The 16,932-nt window shown below is 68.0% G+C and carries 16 protein-coding genes and 4 pseudogenes; 7 read left to right on the forward strand and 13 right to left on the reverse strand.

Annotation, left to right across the window (positions count from 1 at the left end; translation table 11 throughout):
- Positions 1 to 4: 4 nt before the first annotated feature.
- The 8 genes from V8F63_RS10815 to V8F63_RS10850 form a co-directional block, all read right to left on the reverse strand.
- Positions 5 to 832 carry a PLP-dependent transferase gene (locus V8F63_RS10815; RefSeq protein ID WP_392355077.1) on the reverse strand — a complete coding sequence of 276 codons (828 nt, stop codon included), beginning with the start codon at positions 830 to 832 and terminating at the stop codon, positions 5 to 7.
- On the reverse strand, positions 715 to 1,275 hold the full coding sequence (locus tag V8F63_RS10820; RefSeq protein WP_392353135.1) for an aminotransferase class I/II-fold pyridoxal phosphate-dependent enzyme: 561 nt from the start codon (positions 1,273 to 1,275) through the stop codon (positions 715 to 717). Before V8F63_RS10820 ends, V8F63_RS10815 begins: the two co-directional genes overlap by 118 nt.
- Before the next feature lie 130 nt (positions 1,276 to 1,405).
- Positions 1,406 to 2,503 (reverse strand): redox-regulated ATPase YchF, encoded by a 1,098-nt coding sequence (ychF, locus tag V8F63_RS10825; protein WP_392353136.1) that lies wholly within the window; start codon positions 2,501 to 2,503, stop codon positions 1,406 to 1,408.
- Between the two features lie 73 nt (positions 2,504 to 2,576).
- Complete coding sequence (locus V8F63_RS10830) at positions 2,577 to 3,071, reverse strand: copper chaperone PCu(A)C (protein WP_392353137.1); 495 nt, start codon at positions 3,069 to 3,071, stop codon at positions 2,577 to 2,579.
- A 97-nt stretch (positions 3,072 to 3,168) separates the two neighbouring features.
- Positions 3,169 to 4,470 carry a PepSY domain-containing protein gene (locus tag V8F63_RS10835; protein ID WP_392353138.1) on the reverse strand — a complete coding sequence of 434 codons (1,302 nt, stop codon included), beginning with the start codon at positions 4,468 to 4,470 and terminating at the stop codon, positions 3,169 to 3,171.
- Positions 4,470 to 6,083, reverse strand: coding sequence for a TonB-dependent receptor (locus tag V8F63_RS10840; protein ID WP_392353139.1), 1,614 nt, complete (start codon positions 6,081 to 6,083; stop codon positions 4,470 to 4,472). Before V8F63_RS10840 ends, V8F63_RS10835 begins: the two co-directional genes overlap by 1 nt.
- On the reverse strand, positions 5,981 to 6,511 hold the full coding sequence (locus V8F63_RS10845) for a Plug domain-containing protein (protein WP_392353141.1): 531 nt from the start codon (positions 6,509 to 6,511) through the stop codon (positions 5,981 to 5,983). The genes V8F63_RS10840 and V8F63_RS10845 overlap by 103 nt, the downstream gene beginning before the upstream one ends.
- A 106-nt stretch (positions 6,512 to 6,617) precedes the next feature.
- The gene (locus tag V8F63_RS10850; protein ID WP_392353143.1) at positions 6,618 to 7,004 is read right to left on the reverse strand and encodes a DUF2946 family protein; all 387 of its coding nucleotides are present in this window, start codon (positions 7,002 to 7,004) and stop codon (positions 6,618 to 6,620) included.
- Positions 7,005 to 7,529: 525 nt separating this feature from the next.
- Between V8F63_RS10850 and V8F63_RS10855 the strand changes: the two genes are divergently transcribed.
- Genes V8F63_RS10855 through V8F63_RS10875 form a run of 5 tightly spaced genes read left to right on the forward strand, consistent with a single transcriptional unit; the run spans position 7,530 to position 10,169 of the window.
- The gene (locus V8F63_RS10855; RefSeq protein WP_392353145.1) at positions 7,530 to 8,162 is read left to right on the forward strand and encodes a hypothetical protein; all 633 of its coding nucleotides are present in this window, start codon (positions 7,530 to 7,532) and stop codon (positions 8,160 to 8,162) included.
- Positions 8,159 to 8,551, forward strand: coding sequence for a hypothetical protein (locus tag V8F63_RS10860; RefSeq protein WP_392353146.1), 393 nt, complete (start codon positions 8,159 to 8,161; stop codon positions 8,549 to 8,551). Before V8F63_RS10855 ends, V8F63_RS10860 begins: the two co-directional genes overlap by 4 nt.
- Before the next feature lie 4 nt (positions 8,552 to 8,555).
- Positions 8,556 to 9,512 carry a hypothetical protein gene (locus V8F63_RS10865; protein WP_392353148.1) on the forward strand — a complete coding sequence of 319 codons (957 nt, stop codon included), beginning with the start codon at positions 8,556 to 8,558 and terminating at the stop codon, positions 9,510 to 9,512.
- Positions 9,490 to 9,951, forward strand: a complete 462-nt coding sequence (locus tag V8F63_RS10870; RefSeq protein WP_392353150.1) for a hypothetical protein — start codon at positions 9,490 to 9,492, stop codon at positions 9,949 to 9,951. The genes V8F63_RS10865 and V8F63_RS10870 overlap by 23 nt, the downstream gene beginning before the upstream one ends.
- Positions 9,948 to 10,169, forward strand: coding sequence for a hypothetical protein (locus V8F63_RS10875; protein ID WP_392353151.1), 222 nt, complete (start codon positions 9,948 to 9,950; stop codon positions 10,167 to 10,169). The genes V8F63_RS10870 and V8F63_RS10875 overlap by 4 nt, the downstream gene beginning before the upstream one ends.
- Before the next feature lie 175 nt (positions 10,170 to 10,344).
- Here V8F63_RS10875 and pth read toward each other — a convergent pair.
- The 5 genes and pseudogenes from pth to V8F63_RS10900 form a co-directional block, all read right to left on the reverse strand.
- Positions 10,345 to 10,941 (reverse strand): annotated as a pseudogene (pth, locus tag V8F63_RS10880) (aminoacyl-tRNA hydrolase); the annotation flags it as partial.
- 126 nt (positions 10,942 to 11,067) lie between these two features.
- Positions 11,068 to 11,683 (reverse strand): annotated as a pseudogene (locus V8F63_RS10885) (50S ribosomal protein L25/general stress protein Ctc).
- Between the two features lie 150 nt (positions 11,684 to 11,833).
- A complete protein-coding gene (locus V8F63_RS10890) occupies positions 11,834 to 12,613 on the reverse strand; it encodes a hypothetical protein (protein WP_392353152.1) in 780 nt (259 codons plus the stop codon).
- On the reverse strand, positions 12,610 to 12,897 hold the full coding sequence (locus V8F63_RS10895) for a hypothetical protein (protein ID WP_392353154.1): 288 nt from the start codon (positions 12,895 to 12,897) through the stop codon (positions 12,610 to 12,612). Before V8F63_RS10895 ends, V8F63_RS10890 begins: the two co-directional genes overlap by 4 nt.
- A 108-nt stretch (positions 12,898 to 13,005) precedes the next feature.
- A pseudogene (locus V8F63_RS10900) lies at positions 13,006 to 13,939 on the reverse strand (ribose-phosphate pyrophosphokinase).
- A 223-nt stretch (positions 13,940 to 14,162) separates the two neighbouring features.
- Here V8F63_RS10900 and V8F63_RS10905 point away from each other — a divergent pair.
- Both V8F63_RS10905 and recN read left to right on the forward strand, forming a co-directional pair.
- Entirely contained in the window at positions 14,163 to 15,014 is an 852-nt protein-coding gene (locus tag V8F63_RS10905; protein ID WP_392353156.1) for an outer membrane protein assembly factor BamD, read from the forward strand.
- Between the two features lie 112 nt (positions 15,015 to 15,126).
- A pseudogene (gene recN / locus V8F63_RS10910) lies at positions 15,127 to 16,823 on the forward strand (DNA repair protein RecN).
- Positions 16,824 to 16,932 lie beyond the last annotated feature (109 nt).

The following is a 16,932-nucleotide window of genomic DNA, read 5'->3' on the forward strand; positions in this document are numbered from 1 at the left end:
ACGGTCAGACCGCCGCCAGCGCCTGATCCAGGTCGGCGATCAGGTCGTCGATGTGCTCGATGCCCACGGACAGGCGCACGGTGTCCTCGGTTACGCCGGCCTTCTTCAGTTCATCTGGCGACAGCTGGCGATGGGTGGTCGAGGCCGGGTGGCAGACCAGCGACTTGGCGTCGCCGATATTGACCAGCCGGGTGAACAGTTTGACCGCGTCCTGGAAGCGGGCGCCTGCGTCACGGCCGCCCTTCACCCCGAACGTCAGGAGGCCCGAGGCCTTGCCGCCGAAATACTTCTGGATCAGGGCGTGATCCCTGTGCTCGGGCAGGCCGGCGTAGTTGACCCAGTCGACATTGGGGTGGGCCTTCAACCACTGGGCGATGGCGGTGGCGTTCTCGACGTGGCGGTCCATGCGCAGGGCCAGCGTCTCGAGCCCCTGCAGGATCAGGAAGCTGTTGAACGGCGAGATGGCCGCGCCGGTGTTGCGCAGCAGCACCGTCCGCACCCGGCCGATGAAGGCTGCCGGGCCGAAGGCTTCGGTATAGACCACGCCGTGATAGCTGACCTCGGGCGTGTTCAGGCGCGCGAAGCGCTCCTTGTGCTCGGCCCAGGGGAAGGTCCCGCCGTCGATGATGGCGCCGCCGATGCTGGTGCCGTGCCCGCCGATATATTTGGTCAGGGCGTGGACGACGATGTCGGCGCCATGCTCCAGCGGGCGGGTCAGGTAGGGGTGGGCACGGTGTTGTCGACGATCAGCGGCAGGCCCTGCGCATGGGCGGCGTCCGCCAGGGCGGCGAAGTCCACCACATTGCCCAGCGGATTGCCGATGGATTCGCAGAAGACCGCCTTGGTCCGCTCATCCGTATTGGCTGCAACCGCTGCGAAATCGTCGGCGTCGATGAAGCGCACCTCGATGCCGTACTGGGGCAGGGTGTGGGCGAACAGGTTGTAGGTGCCGCCATACAGGGCGCCCGTGGCGATGATGTTGTCGCCGGCCTCGGCGATGGTCAGGATCGCATAGGTGATGGCCGCCATGCCCGAGGCCACGGTCAGGGCCGCGACTCCGCCCTCCAGCGCCGCCAGACGCTGCTCCAGCACATCGGACGTCGGGTTCATGATGCGGGTGTAGATGTTGCCCGCCACCTTCAGGTCGAACAGGTCGGCACCGTGCTGGGTGTCGTCAAAGGCGTAGCTGGTGGTCTGATAGATGGGCACGGCGACCGACTTGGTGGTCGGATCGGGCGCATAGCCCGCATGCACGGCGAGGGTATCGAACTTCATGGCTTCCCTGGAGAATTTTCAGCGTCAGTCGGGCTGATTCATCCAGGGCTTTGGCGATACCCGCAAGGGCATAAGTTTGCAGTAATTCTATCAGGGCGGTCAGATTTTCTAACCGCCCTGAGAAAATGCCCTAGTTGTTGAACAGGAAATGCATCACATCCCCGTCCTTGACGATATAGGCCTTTCCTTCGGCGCGCATCTTGCCCGCTTCCTTGGCGCCCGCTTCGCCCTTCAGCGCGACGTAGTCGTCAAAGGCGATGGTTTCGCCGCGAATGAAGCCCTTTTCGAAGTCGGTGTGGATCACGCCCGCCGCCTGCGGCGCGGTGGCGCCGACGGGGATGGTCCAGGCGCGCGCTTCCTTGGGGCCGACGGTGAAGTAGGTCTGCAGGCCCAGCAACTTGTACGCCTCGCGGATCAGGCGGTTCAGGCCGGGCTCTTCCAGACCCAGGGTTTCGAGGAACTCCTTCTGCTCCTCGTCGTCCAGGACGGCGATTTCAGACTCGATCTGGGCCGAGATGACCACCGAGTTGGCGTTGTCCTCGGCGGCGCGCTTGGCGACCAGGTCGGACAGCTCATTGCCCTTGTCGGCCGAGCCTTCCTCGACGTTGGCGACGTAGAGGGCGGGCAGGGCGGTCAGCAGTTGCAGCATGTCCCAGGCCTTGCGGTCTTCCTTAGACACCTCGGCCAGACGCGCGGGCTTGCCGTCGCGCAGCTTCTCGAGCGCGGCGTCGATCAGCTTCAGGTTCAGCTGGGATTCCTTGTCGCCGCCCTTGGCGCGCTTCTCGATCTGGACGCGGCGGCGCTCGAGGCTCTCCAGGTCGGCCAGCATCAGTTCGGTCTCGATGATCTCGAGGTCCGAGATCGGGTCGATGCGGTTCTCGACGTGGGTGATGTCGTCGTCGACGAAGCAGCGGGCGACGAAGGCGATGGCGTCGCAGTCGCGGATGTTGGCCAGGAACTGGTTGCCCAGGCCTTCGCCCTTGGACGCGCCGCGCACCAGACCGGCCACGTCGACGAAGGTGATCCGCGCGGGGATGATCTCCTTGGACCCGGCGATGCCGGCCAGGACGTTCAGGCGCGGCTCCGGCACGGCCACGTCGCCGGTGTTCGGCTCGATGGTGCAGAACGGATAGTTGGCCGCTTGGGCCGCCGCCGTCTTGGTCAGGGCGTTGAACAGGGTGGACTTGCCGACGTTGGGCAAGCCGACGATCGCGACTTTCAGGGCCATGGTATTCCTCGTGAGCGCGAGCCTTTAGCCGGTTCGGGCCGGTTTGTCAGGCTCGCGCCTTCAAGAGAGAGGCTTACTCCTCCGAATCGACCACCGGCGGTTGCTTGATCGCCGCATGAACGCTGATCGGACCGGCCTTTTCGAAGGTCAGGGTGAAGGAGGCGATCCGGCCATCGACCAGAGGATCGCGCAGACCCATCAGCATGATGTGGTTGCCGCCCGGCTTCAGCTCGACCGGCGTTCCGGCGGGCAGGGGCAGGCCGTCGGCCAAGTGACCCATGCTCATGATCCCGTTCTCCATCTTCATCTCATGCACCTCGGCCGACTGGGCCAGGGCGGTGGAGACGCTGACCAGGCGGTCGTCGGACCCGGCGGTCAGGGTCAGGTAGCAGCCCCCGGCCTTTGCGCCGTTGGGCGTGGGGCGGCACCAGGCGTCGGTGACCTGGACCGTGCCGGGGGCGACGGCCGCATCCTTGGCGGCTTCGGTCGATTTCTCGGCGGGCTGGCCGCAGGCGGCCAGGGCCAGGGCGGCGGCTGAAAGGGCGGTCAGGGCGAACAGGCGTTTCATGTGGAAGCTCCTTATCAAGAGGCTGCGGCGGGCTTGGACCCGGTGAGCGCACGCACCGCTCGGTCGAGCAGCAGGGCGGCCACGAGGCTCAGTCCCGTCAAGGGATAGAGGATGGATAGGGGGATGACGATGCACAGCACGGCGATTCTCGCGCGCGGGCCGGGCGGAGCGGGCGGGCGCCGGAGCGGCGGCGCGCCAAGCTGGGCGGGCGGCGCCTCCACCACATGATCAGGCCGCTGATCGCCAGAAGCCAGACGGCGAGGCAGCCGAGCAGCATGACGATGCGGTTGATCCAGCCGTATTGCATCCCCTGATGGACGGCGATGCCCCATTCAAAGCCCTTGGCCATGACGCCGAACTGGCTCCAGCGGAGGTCGGCCTTCACCGCGCCGCTGACGCCGTCGACATAGAGGCTGCGGGCGTCCTCGGCCTTGCGGGTCTGGCGGGCGACGGTCCAGGCCAGATCGGGCGACTGGGGGATGCTGACGGTGAATGGGCGCGGCAGCCCCTGTTCGTGCGCCGTCTGAAGCACGCGCGTCAGGCTGGGGGCTGAAGGGCCGTGCGCGTGGCCGTGATCATCGGCGGGCAGGACGGCGTTCTCCAGCGTCCAGCCCACGCCCGACGGGGCGTCGTGGGGCTTGGCGTGGCTCCAGGGGCTGGCGGCGGCGGGAGCGGGCGGGCGGCCCAGTCCCGTGCTCCGCATGACGCCCATGAACTGATCGCCCCAGACGGCCGACCACGGCATCCCGGTGACGGCGAGGAAGATGATCACCCCGACGTAGAAGCCGGTCAAGGCGTGGACGTCGCGCCAGAAGGGACGGCGGCGGGCGTCGGCTTCGCTCGGCTTCAGCACGGCGCCGGTGCGGCGGCGCGGCCACCACAGGTAAAGGCCGGTGGCGCACAGGATGATGGCCCAGCCCGCGACGATCTCGACCAGAATGTTCAGCGCCGTCCCGATCGGGCCGCCGAACAGGCTGAGGGAGTGGAGTTTCTTGATGGTCTCCGTCACCCCACCATAGGCGGTGACGCCGGTGACAGTGGCCGTGTGAGGGTCGACGAAGACGGTGCGCTGCGACCCGTCCGGACGGTCCACGCGGACGCGCAGGGCCTGATCCGCGCGGGCCGGGACCAGCACGTTCGCCGTCCGGCCTTCGCCCGCGTGGGCGGCGGCGGCCAGCCATTGATCGGGATCGGCCTGCCGGGCGCTGGCCGGAACCTGGGTCATGGAGCGATAGACGGCGTGGTCGATCTCATCCTTGAACAGATACAGGCCGCCCGTCAGCGTCAGCAGCATCAGGAACGGCATGACCAGCACCCCGGCGTAGAAGTGCCAGCGCCAGACGGCCCGATAGGCGCCGGACATCACGTCCGGCGCCTTGTTGTTGAGAGGGGCGGTCATCAGTAGGCCAACCGCAGGCCGATGAAGACCGAACGGCCCTCGCCGGGGAAGAAGACGGCCGTCTGTGTCGTGCGGGCGTCGGTGACAGCCGAAAACTCGCCGACGTAGCGCTTGTCGGTCAGGTTGCGCGCGTCGATGTAGATCGAGGCGTTCGGGCCCATGTTGAAGCCGCCGGTCAGGCCCAGCACCGCATAGTCGGGCGCCTTCATCGTATTGGCGTAGTCGACATAGGGGCTGCTGATCCGCCACTCGACCGAAGGCGTGACGAAGACACCCGTCGGGTGGCGCCACGTCACTTCGGCCCGGTACTGGTGCACGGGCACGACCGGCAGGCGGTTGTCGCCCCAGCGCGCGTCGCCGTCGAAGCGGAAGTCGCTCCAGTTATAGACCTGACGCAGCATCAGCGATCCGTCCGCCAGTTCGAGCGGCAGGGTCCAGTCCAGCCCGGCCTCGATCCCTTGGTGGATGGTCTTTTTGGCGTTGAAGGTGGCGGCGGGAATGTCGGGGCCGGTGATGAAGTTCAGCATCTCACCCTCGATCCGGCTGCGATAGGCGACCAGATCCCAGGCGAGCGGCCCGCGCCGGCCGCGCGTGCCGATCTCGCCGGTCCAGGCGTCCTGAACCTCGACCGGGGCGAAGCCGGTCAGCGGCGCCTGCACCAGGGCCCCGAAAGTCGGCGGCTCGACCGAGCGGGTGACGTTGGCGAAGACCTGGGCGCCGTCTTCGGCTTCCCACAGCAGGCCCATGCGCGGCGAGAACCACTCATAGTCCCGGCTGGCGTTGTTGGCCGGGGTCATGCGGTCCAGATAGTCGCGCGTGGCGCGTCCCCACGATCCGCCCGCGACCAGGGCCAGTTGGTCGGTGACGAACAGCCGCCCCTCGGCGAAGACGTCCAGACCGGAGGCGTCCTGACGCGCATCGGCGGTCTTGGCGCCGCGCTGTCCGGCGAGGTTCACATAGCGCAGGGCCTCGACCTCTCCGTCACGCAATGAGAAGCCGTAGAAGGCGTCGGCGCGCAGGCCCGCCACCTGGCCGGTCCAGTCGATGCGGGCGAACGCGCCGCGCGTCGTGCTGTCCTGATCCATCACCTGGAAGATCGGGTGATAGAGCGACTTCTCCCAGCCCCAGACGGCGCCCTCGAACAGGGTGGAGTCATTGAAGCGCCAGCGGGTCTGAAGCGTCAGCCGCTTGACCGTCAGATCGCGGGCCTGATCGCCGGACAGGGCGCTAGCCGAGGCCATGCGCGGGGTCTCCAGCGCCTGTTTCAGGGTCAGGGAGCCGGGCATGTCCTGTTTGATGTCGGCGGCCTGGGCGATCAGACGCACCTCGCGGTCCTGGCCAAACGAGCGGCCCGCGTTGACGGTCAAGCGCCCTTGCGACTGCTGGCTGTGGTCGCGCCAGCCGTCGCCCTGCATGGCGGTGGCGGCGGCGTAGACATCCCAGCCGCCATGGGTCTCGGCGACGGCGCCGTGGGCGCGCACGAAGCCGTAGCTGCCGCCCTCGACCTGGATCAGGGCGCGTTGGTTCGCCGTGCGGCCGGTGGGGGTGACGAGATTGATCGCCCCGCCCAACTGCGCGCCTCCGAAGCGCAGGGTGTTGGCGCCCTTCCACACCTCGACATAGCGGGCGCTGAGGAGTCCACGCTCTGGAAGTCGGAAAAGCCGTCGGCGTCGGCGAAGGGCACGCCGTCCTGGGCGAACAGGACGCCGCGTTGGTGGAAGCCCTGCGCGATGCCCGAGCCGCGGATGGACAGGCGGCTCTCCTCGCCGAACCGCTTTTGCGCCAGCACGCCGGGGACGTTGCGAAGAGTGTCGGCAAAGCCCTGCACGAAGCGGTCGGAATAGCTTTCGGCCGACACCACGGCGACGGCGCCGGGGGTGCGGCTGAGACGGTCGCGGGCCTCGGCCACGACGGCAGGGTCTTCGGCGTTGCGGCGGCCGGTGACGATGATGCTGTCGACGACGGTGGGGGTGTCAGCGCCGGGCAGGTCGTAGGCGAAGGCGAGGAGGGCGCCAGGCAGGCGCCGATCAGCAGGGCGCATGGCGCCGCAGCGGTCTTGAGAAACATGAAACTGAAGTCCTGAAAACAGAGGTGCAGTCGCAGGCGTCGCTATTGGACGCGGGCGAGGCGGCAGGGGTTTCTGGTTTTCAGGCGTGAGGCGGCGCGCGCGACGGAGGACGCGGCGGAGCCCGGGCCGGGGGCGGCGGGCTGGCGATGAAGGGGGTGTAGACGACGGCCTGCGACAGACGCACGACCGGCGACGGCTCCGGCGCAGGCGGCGCAGGCAGGGCGGCCAGCAGAGGCATGACGCAGGCGGCGCATTTGGCGCCCATCTCGGCCTTGATCGGGCCGTCGACGCCGCCGGACTGGATGGTCTGGGGACCGTCGGCCGAGCAGATGACGATGGGCTGGCCGGGCGTGGAGGCGGCCAGAGCCGCAAACGGCATCAGGCTGCCGATCACGATGGCGAACGTCGCGGCCAGGAAGGCCAGCGAGCGCCAGGTCGACCAGTTTTCTGCCTGAGAGCGGGTCACGATGCAGGCCCCTTAAACCTTCCCATGCGGGGAAGCCAGACCGTGCGGAGCGGCGGACGGTCGCGCGGCGCCTCGACAATGCCGCTTTACCCGTGCCAGCGTGGCGGTCGAACAGCCATCGAGGACACGCATGATCCGCGCCATCGGACCTTTCGCTCTCGCCCTGCTTCTCGCGGCGCCCGCAAACGCGCAACAGGTCGAGGAGGGGCCGGGCGGTCCCGACCGCGTCTCCCTGACGGTCTATAACCAGAACATCGCCCTGGTGGAGGACGTGCGGAACCTGAACGTGCCCGCCGGGCGCTCGCGGCAGGAGTTTCCGGGCGTTTCCGCCAGCATCCGACCCGAGACGGTCGGCCTGTCGGGGCGGGGTCTGTCGGTGGTCGAGCAGAACTTCGACTATGACCTGCTGACGCCCGGCAAGCTGATGGAAAGCGCGGTCGGCAATGAGATCGGCATCGTCCGCACCAACCCCGGCTCGGGGGCGCAAACGACCGAGCGCGCGCGTGTCCTTGCGGCGATCAGGGCGTGGTGCTGCAGATCGGCGACCGTATCGAGGTGCTGCGCGACGACGGCGTGCCGACGCGCGTCATCTTCGACCGGGTGCCGCAGAACCTGCGCCCGCGCCCGACGCTCAGCGTCACCCTGGACGCCGAGGGCGGCGGACGGCGCGAGACGACCTTGTCCTATCTGACCTCGGGCCTGACGTGGAAGGCGGACTATGTCGCCCGGTTCGATGAGAAGGCGGGCAAGCTGGATCTGACCGGCTGGGTGACGCTGACCAACAACTCCGGCGCGACCTTCAGCAACGCCCAGACGCGGGTAGTGGCGGGCGACGTCAATCTGATCGGCAATCAGGGCGGCGGTTATAATCCGCGCCAGCCGGTTCGCGGCGGCAGCGTGCGCGGCAATGGAACCCAGACGGGCGGGCAGGGCGCCCTGGCCGACGTTTATGTCTATCCGCTGCTTGAGGCCGTCACCGTGGCCAACAATCAGACCAAGCAGGTCGGCTTGATCGACGCGGCCGGCGTGCCGGCGACCAAGCGTTATCTGCGGGTCATCAACGGCTTCTCCACCGCCGAACAGCCGATCGCGGCCGAGGTCGGGGTCATCTTCGCCAATGGATCAGCGCCGCCGCGCGCGCCCTGCCGGCGGGGGTGATCCGCGTCTATGTGAAGGATGAGGCGGGCGAGCCGCGCTTCATCGGCGAAAGCCAGGTCGACCACTCGCCCGCCGGGTCCGAGATCGTGGTCACGACGGGCGACGCCTTCGATGTGACGGTGCAGCCGCGTTTGGTGTCGTCCGAGCGGGTGTCGAAGCGGTTGGTCGACTATTCCCGCACCCGCTATGCGATGGAGTACACCGTCCGCAACGCTCGGCCCGAGCCGGTGACGGTCGAGGTGCGCCAGCGCGGTCTGGGCCGCGACACGGAGCTGACGGACCAGAGCATCGAGGGCGAGATGCGCGATGCGCGCACTGTCGTCTGGCGCGTGCCGGTGCCCGCCAACGGCGAGACGAAGCTGACCGCGACCATCACGACGGGCGGCTGATCCCATGCGCCGCCTTCTGGCGATCACCACGGCGCTGAGCCTTCTGGCGCCTTCCGCATGGGCGCAGACGGAGAGCGTGTCCGCGCGCCCGGATGGGGCGACGGTGGTGATCTATCGCGACCGGCCGGTCGATACGGTCGCCCTGATGGAACAGTCGCGGCAGCCGTGGAGCCAGCTGGACCGGCAGGGACTGGCCCTGATCGTCGAGACGCGCACCGTCGATTTGCCCGCCGGGGACGGGATCATCCGCTTTCGCGGACTGGCCACCGGCGTCGTGCCCCAGAGCGCGGTGCTGGAGGGGCTGCCCGCCCATGTGGTCGAGCGCAACGCCGACTTTGACCTGCTGTCGCCGTCCAGCCTGATGGAGAAGTCGGTGGGCGAGGTGGTGCGTGTCGTCCGCACTAACCCTGCGACCGGCGAACAGGTCGAAAAGGCCGCCGTCATCCGCGCAGGCGCGCAAGGCGTGGTGCTGGAGATCGACGGCCGGTTCGAGGCGCTGGACTGCTCGGGCCAGACCGAGCGTGTCGTCTTCGACCGCGTGCCCGAGGGGCTGGGCGACCAGCCGACCCTGTCGGTGCGCACACGGGCCGAGCGCGCCGGGCGGCACACGGTGACGCTGGCCTATCTGACCACGGGGCTGCAGTGGTCGGCCGACTATGTGGCGCGTCTGGACCCGAGTGACGGCACGCTGGACCTGACCGGCTGGGTGACGCTGGCCAATTTCGGCGGCACGGGCTTTCCCGACGCGCCGGTGCAGGTGGTGGCGGGCACGCTGAGGAAGGACGCAGGCACCACGCCGGTCGAGCCTCTGGTCCGCTATCAGCAGAACCAGTGCTGGCCGCAGGGCACCACGACGTTTGGATCGGGACAGTTCGCGGGCTATGGCGGAGCCTCCTCCGCCACCTCCGCCGCCGCCGCCTCCAGCGCCTTCTGCTCCCATGCTGCGGATGGTCGCCAATGAGGCGCTGGATGAAGTGGTTGTGACCGGCAGCCGGATCGCCCGTCAGGGCGAACTCGGCGACTACAAGATCTACTCCCTGCCCGAACCGACCACCGTCGCGGCGCGCCAGACCAAGCAGGTGCGTTTTCTGGAGCGCGACGGCGTGACCTATGAGCGGATCTATCGCGCCGGAGTGCTGAATGCAGACGAAGAATCCCGTCCGACGGGCGTCGTCCTGAAGCTGCGCAATGAGGAGCGTGCAGGGCTCGGCGTGGCCCTGCCGGGCGGCTCGGTGGCGGTGATGCAGCCGGATGGCGGGGGCGGCGTGCTGCTGGCTGGTCAGGACCGATTCGAGGACAAGGGCGTGGGTCTGCCGGTGCGGCTGAACTTCGGCCAGTCGGCCGACGTGCGGGTGCAGACGCGGCTGGTGAAGAGCGGCAGTTCTCGACGGGGGCGGTGACGACCCAGCGTTCCGAAATCGAGACCACGGTCACCAACGCCCGCTCCGAGGACGTCACCGTGGAACTGGTCGCTGACGCCGCCATGCAGCGCGGTTTCCGCATCCGCAGTCAGTCGATGCGCAGTCGGGTGGACGACACCGGCTATCCGGTCTGGACGCTGAGCGTGCCTGCCAACGGCGCGGCGACGCTGAAGGCGACGTGGACGACGACGGATTGAGGCCGTGATTCTCCCTCCCCTTCATGGGGAGGGTGGCTGAGGCCGCAAGGCCGAAGTCGGGTGGGCGCGGCGAGGCTATTTAGGCGCTGAGGACCGGTCACCATGCCCTCCCCACCCGGTCGCTGCGCGACCACCCTCCCCATGAAGGGGAGGGAGAGGCGTTGCGCTTACTCCCCCGCGCCGCCTGTCTGGGGCTGAACTTCGGCGCCGGGGCCAGGCGCATGACTTCGCCTTGATAGCGTTCGTCATCGCCGTTCACCGCGAAGGGCAGGGCGTCGGCGCAGGCTTGCAGCAGGGCGTCCAGCCATGGCTTGTCCGCCTTGTGAAAGTCGCCCAGGACGTGGTGCATGACCAGCTGCGGCTCGCCGGGATGGCCGATGCCCATGCGGGCGCGGCGGAAGTCGGCGCCAAGGTGGCTGATCAGGCTGCGCACGCCGTTCTGGCCCGCGGCGCCGCCGCCCTTCTTCATGCGGAAGCGGCCCGGCGCCAGGTCGATCTCGTCGTGGAAGACGATGACGTGCTCGGGCTTCACCTTGTAGAAGCGCGCCGCCTCGCCCACGGCCCGGCCGCTCTCGTTCATATAGGTCTGGGGCTTCATCAGCAGGACCTTGGTCCCCTCGACCTCGCCGTCGGCGACGATGGACTGGAACTTGGCGCGCGCGGGGCCGAAGCGCCAGCGGCTGGCGATCTCGTCCACGGCCATGAAGCCGATGTTGTGGCGGTTCTTTTCGTATTTGGCGCCGGGGTTCCCCAGGCCTGCGATGATGATCATGCGGTCCTCATGCCCCGTGCTTCAGGCAAGAAAAGCCCCGCCGGGCGAACCCGGCGGGGCTGTGTCTTGTCGTTCGAACCCCTCACCCAGCCCTGCGTCGCGCGCAGGGCGATAGGGGAAGAAACATCAGGCCTCTTCGGCTTCGCCTTCGGCGGTGGTGTCGCCGGCGTCCGACTGGCCAGCGGCCGAGTTCTTGATCGCGGCGATCATGAAGTCGCGGTCGGTGATGACCGGCGTGGCGCCTTCCGGCAGCTGGATGTCCGAGATGCGGATGTTCTCGCCGATCTCGCGGCCCTTCAAGTCGACGATCAGTTCGGCCGGGATGCGGTCGGCGCGGACCAGGATCTCGACGGTGTGACGCACGACTTCCAGCATCCCGCCCTGACGGGTGTAGGGAGCTTCGTCAGCGTTGACGAAGGCGACCGGGATTTCGATCTTGATCTCTTCCTTGGCGCCGACGCGCATCAGGTCGAAGTGCAGCGGGCGGTCCGTGACCGGGTCGAACTGGATGTCCTTGGCGATGACCGGCTGCGATTCCTTGCCGTGCTTCAGGGTCACCAGGTGACCGATCAGCTTGCCGGTGTACAGCGACTTGCGGAACTCGCGTTCGTTCACGGAGATGGCCACCGGGGCCTTGTCGCCGCCGTACAGGACGCCGGGCACAGCCCCGTCGCGACGCGCGGCGCGGGCCGCCGGTGCCCACGTTTTCGCGGACATCAACGTTCAGAATGATCTCGGCCATCGGGCTCGCCTTCAATACAAGTAAACGCCTGCGCGGAACCGGGTCCCGCGCGGCGGGGTCATGAACCCTTCGAATTCAAGAGGGCGGGCTATTACACGGAACACGGGGCGGACGCAACCGCCCCGGCTCAGCCCGCAGCGATATTCAGCCTCAACCGCGCGGCGAAGGCGTCGGCCCCGACTGGTTCTGCGCCTGGGCCATAGGCGTGGGCGCGCCCGCAGGCGGCACGGCCACGGTGATGGTCGGCATCGGTCCCGTGTACTGGGCCGTGCACTGGGCCATGTCGCGCACGATGTGGCGACCGGCGCAGAAGATGTCCTCATAGTTCGGCTTGGCCGCCGCCAGGCACTGGAACAGCATCAGCTTGGACATGTTGATGCAGAACTCATTGTTCGATTCGGTCGTCAGGGCGTCGGTGTTCGCCTTGGCGTCTTCGCCCGCCGCGCCCAGCGCCGCCAGGGCCGCAATGGCCAGGGAGTTGACGATGGCCGGGGTGAAGGGCGCGCCGCGCTGAGCGGCGGCCAGGTTCAGGCCCGAGCCGCTGTTGGCGGCGGCGAACAAGCGGGCGCTGTCCTCGGCCGAGGGCAGACGAGGCACGGCCGACAGGGATTTGGCGCTCTCCAGCCGGCCATTGCGGTCGGCGACCGGCTGAGTGGCCCAGCGGCGACGCGGGTCGGTGCGCTCCTGAATGGTATAGGCGTCCGTCTCGACCGCTTCGGCCAGGGCGGTCATGATTTCAGCGTCCTTGCCCATGGTGCTGGCGATCAGGCCTGCAGCTGATTCGGCGCCGGGCAGGGTGGCGGCGTAGGCCGGGTCGGCGACGATCTGCGCCACCATCTGTTGGCGCTGGGCCGGATCGACGGCGTACTGGCGAACCCCAGCCACGTATTCGGGCGACTGCAGAGCCAGAATGGCCCCATAGGCGATCATGCCGCGCGACAGTTGGCCCGCTTCGACGGCGGCGCCCTGCGGACGGCGGCCTGAATGGTCTCGGCGTCAGGGAAGCCGGCCTGGATCGAGCGGACTTCGCGCACAAAGGCGACATAGACCGAGGCGGCCTCGGCCACGCTCTGATTCAGCGCCAGAGCCGGAGGCGGCGGCGGGGGAGGCGGCGGCGGGGGCGCTTCCGGTTCCGGCGTCGAACAACTGGCCAGAACGGCGGCTGCGGCGACGGCGGCGACAGAGAGGCCGTGGCGCAAGAAGGCCTTGGTCATCGGCGGTCTTCCCTTGAAATAAGCGATACGCACTTGGAGGGCTGTCCGAGGCGCGTGACGCCTCAGACTATTCGCCCTTATATCGCCGAGGGAATGGTTAGCCGAACCTTAATCGAACAGCTTGGACACCGACTCTTCGTTAGCGATGCGCCGAATGGCCTCGCCCATCAGCGGCGCCACGGACACGCGGCGGATCTTGGGGCAGTTCAAAACTTCGTCAGGCTGTTCGATGGAGTCGGTGATCACCAACTCCTTCAGCGGGCCGTTGGTGACGCGGTCGACCGCCGGACCGGACAGGACGCCGTGGCTGATATAGGCCGAAACCTCGGTGGCGCCGCGGTCGATCAGCGCCTTGGCGGCGTTCACCAGCGTGCCGCCCGAATCGACGATGTCGTCGAACAGGATGCAGCGGCGCCTTCGACGTCGCCGATGATGTTCATGACTTCGCTCTCGCCCGCCTTGGGGCGGCGCTTGTCGACGATGGCCAGGTCGGCGTCCAGGCGGCTGGCCAGGGTGCGGGCGCGCACCACGCCGCCGACGTCGGGCGAGACGATCATCAGATCGTCGCCGCGCGGATAGTTTTCCTTGATGTCCTGCGCCAGCACGGGCGTGGCCACCAGATTGTCGGTGGGAATGTCGAAGAAGCCCTGAATCTGGCCGGCGTGCAGGTCCATCGTCAGGACGCGGTCGGCGCCGCGCGGGTGATCAGATTGGCGACCAGCTTGGCCGAGATCGGGGTGCGGCCCCCGGTCTTACGGTCCTGACGGGCGTAGCCGAAATAGGGCATGACGGCCGTGATCCGCTTGGCCGAGGCGCGTACCAGCGCGTCGGTCATGATCAGCATTTCCATCAAGTTGTCGTTGGCCGGATACGAGGTCGACTGGATGATGAAGACATCCTCGCCGCGCACGTTTTCCTCGACGACGGCGAACACCTCATTGTCGGCGAAACGTTTCACCTGAGCCTTAGTCAGCGGCATGTCCAGGTGGGCCGCAATGGCCTGGGCCAACGTCCGGTTCGAATTGCCTGCGAGCAGCTTCATTGACCGGTCATCCTTTCGCCGTCATCGCCCCGCCAATAGTCGCGAAGGCGTTTCTGGACGCGCTCTCTAGGCGGCGAACGGGGCGGCGTCCAGCCGTGTTCCGGACGTATCTTCGATTTCAGCCGATTGGCTTGGACGCGGGCGCTGTTATAGAGGACGCATCCTGCTAACGAGGGCGCGTGTCGCGTGTCCGCGTCCCGAAGGCATCTTGATGAGGTCGCACTTGCCTGCTTCGAACACTCGGCTCGCTTCGAAATCCCGGTCCGGCCTGATCCTGCTGACGGCGGCTGCGGCGGTCCTGACGGTCTCGGCCTGCTCGGGCACCAAGCCCCGCCAGCGCCTGGCTTATGAAGAGCGTCCGGTCGAGGCCCTGTACAACACGGGCTATCAGCGGCTGCAGTCCAGGCGCTGGATGGACGCCGTCGACTATTTCCAGGAAGTCGAACGCCAGCACCCCTATTCGGAATGGGCGCGCCGGGCGATCCTGATGCAGGTCTACGCCTATTATCAGAACAACGCCTATCAGGACGCGATCGCCGCGGCCGACCGCTTCATCGCCCTGTTCCCCGGCAATCCCTCGGCGGGCTACGCCTTCTACATGAAGGCGGTCTGCAACTTCGAACAGATCGTCGATGTGGGCCGGGACCAGGGTTACGCCGAGGCCGCTCTGGCGGGCTTGCGCGATGTGGTGCGCCGCTATCCGGGGTCGACCTACGCCACCGATGCGCGGGTCAAGATCGACATGGTCAACGACCAGCTGGCCGGCAAGGAAATGGCCGTGGGCCGCTTCTATCAGCGCGCCAATCAGCCGCTGGGCGCCCTGAACCGCTACAAGGCGGTGATCAACAATGAGGCCTTCCAGCGCACCTCGCACACGCCTGAAGCGCTCTATCGCCTGGTTGAGGTCAATCTGAGCCTGGGCCTGACCGAGGAGGCGACGCGAAACGCCGCCGTCCTGGGCCACAACTATCCCGGCAGCCCCTGGTACGCCGAGGCCTACGCTCTGCTGAACGAGCGGGGTCAGGGCCTTGACGTCAAGCCTGAGGGCAAGCGCGATCCTGGCTGCAACGCCTGATCCCCGGCGGCGCCTGATCCGGTCTCAGCAAAACAGGCGCGCGGTGATTAAGTCGCTGCGTTCCTGTTCTGTTTCCGGCTAGGATGCGGCGAAACCTCGAATCAGATCGCCCATGCTGACCACGCTCTCGATCCGCGACATCGTTCTTGTCGACGCCCTGGACCTTGAGGTCGAGGACGGCCTGACCGTGCTGACGGGCGAGACGGGGGCGGGCAAGTCCATCATCCTTGATGCGCTGGGCCTGGCGCTGGGGGCGCGCTCCGACGCCGGACTGGTGCGTAATGGGGCCAAGCAGGCCTCGGCCACGGCTGTTTTCACGGCGCCCGACGATGAAGCCTTGATCGCCCTGCTGTCCGAGCGCGGCTTTGAGGTTGCGCCGGGCGAGGAACTGATCCTGCGCCGGGTGGTGTTCGCCGACGGCCGCAGCCGCGCCTATGTCAACGATCAGCCCGCCGGGGTGACGGCCCTGCGCGAGATCGGCGCCCTGCTGGTCGAGGTGCACGGCCAGCATGAGACGGTCGGCCTGCTGGACTGGAAGACGCACCGCACCCTGCTCGACAACTACGGCGGGCTGCAGCCGCAGTTGACAGGCGTGGCGGGGCGGCCGAGCGCCTGAAGGCGGCGCAGGCCCATCTGGACGAGCTTGAGGCGTCCGCCGCCGAGGCGGCGGCCAAGGCTGAGGAAATTGCGCTGAATCTGGCGGATCTCGACGCCCTGGACCCCAAGCCGGACGAAGAGACGGAACTGGCGGGTGAACGGGCCATCCTCGGTGCGGCGGAAAAGGCGGTCGCCGACCTGGCCGACGCGCGCAACCTGCTGGGCGGGGACAAGTTGAGCCAGCGTCTGGCTTCGGCCCTGCGTGCAGTGGAACACGCGCGCCAGCGCGCCGCGCAGGCGGGCGCCGAGGGCGACAACCCCATCATCGTCAAACTGGCCCAGGCCGCTGAAGCAGTGGACCGCGCCCTGGTCGAGGCGACCGAGGCTGTGGCCTGCGTCGACGCCGCCGCTGACGCCTTCGACTTCGAACCGGGTCGACTGGACAAGGCGGAGGAGCGGTTGTTCGCCCTGCGCGCCACGGCCCGCAAGCTGAACACGACGGTCGACGCCCTGCCGGCGCTGCGGGTGCGCCTGCGCGAGCAGTTGCGCCTGATCGAGGACGGGGAGGAGGCCCTGACCAAGGCTCGCCGCGACGTCGCCGCAGCGATCGAGGCCTATGACGTCGCCGCTCTGCTGCTGACGTCGGAGCGCGAGGCGGCGGGGGATCGACTGGTGGCCGCCGTCATGGACGAGCTTGGCCCCTTAAAGCTGGAACGCGCCCGCTTCCGCGTGACGCTCGAACCGATCGAGGGTCGTCGTGGCCCGCTGGGCGTCGAGACGGTGCGGTTCGAGGTGGCGACCAACGCCGGGACCGCCTTCGGCCCGCTGGATACGGTGGCCTCGGGCGGAGAGCTGGCGCGGTTTGCTCTGGCGATGAAGGCGGCGCTGGCCAGCCGCGAAGACCAGCGCCAGCCGGTCATGATCTTCGACGAGGTGGATCAGGGCGTCGGCGGCGCCGTGGCCGAGGCCGTGGGCGGGCGCCTGCAACGCCTGTCGCGCGGCGCGCAGGTGCTGGTCGTAACCCACAGCCCGCAGGTCGCGGCGCGCGGTCATGCGCATTGGAAGGTCCGCAAGGCGGATGTGGAGGGTCATACGCGGACCTCCATCGAGGTGCTGGAAGAAGGCCCGCGCCAGGAAGAGATCGCGCGGATGCTGTCGGGCGCGGAGATCACCGACGAGGCGCGCGCGGCGGCGCGGGTGCTGATCGGCTGACGTTTTCTTCTCCCCTTGTGGGAGAAGGGGGCAGGCGGAACCTGACGGATGAGGGGCGCCGACTCCATCTTCTCGAAGTTCGATGAGCGGGCGTCAGTACGGCTTTCAC

Origin of the sequence: Brevundimonas sp. LF-1, assembly GCF_037055305.1 — a bacterium.
Taxonomy (GTDB): Bacteria; Pseudomonadota; Alphaproteobacteria; order Caulobacterales; family Caulobacteraceae; genus Brevundimonas; species Brevundimonas sanguinis.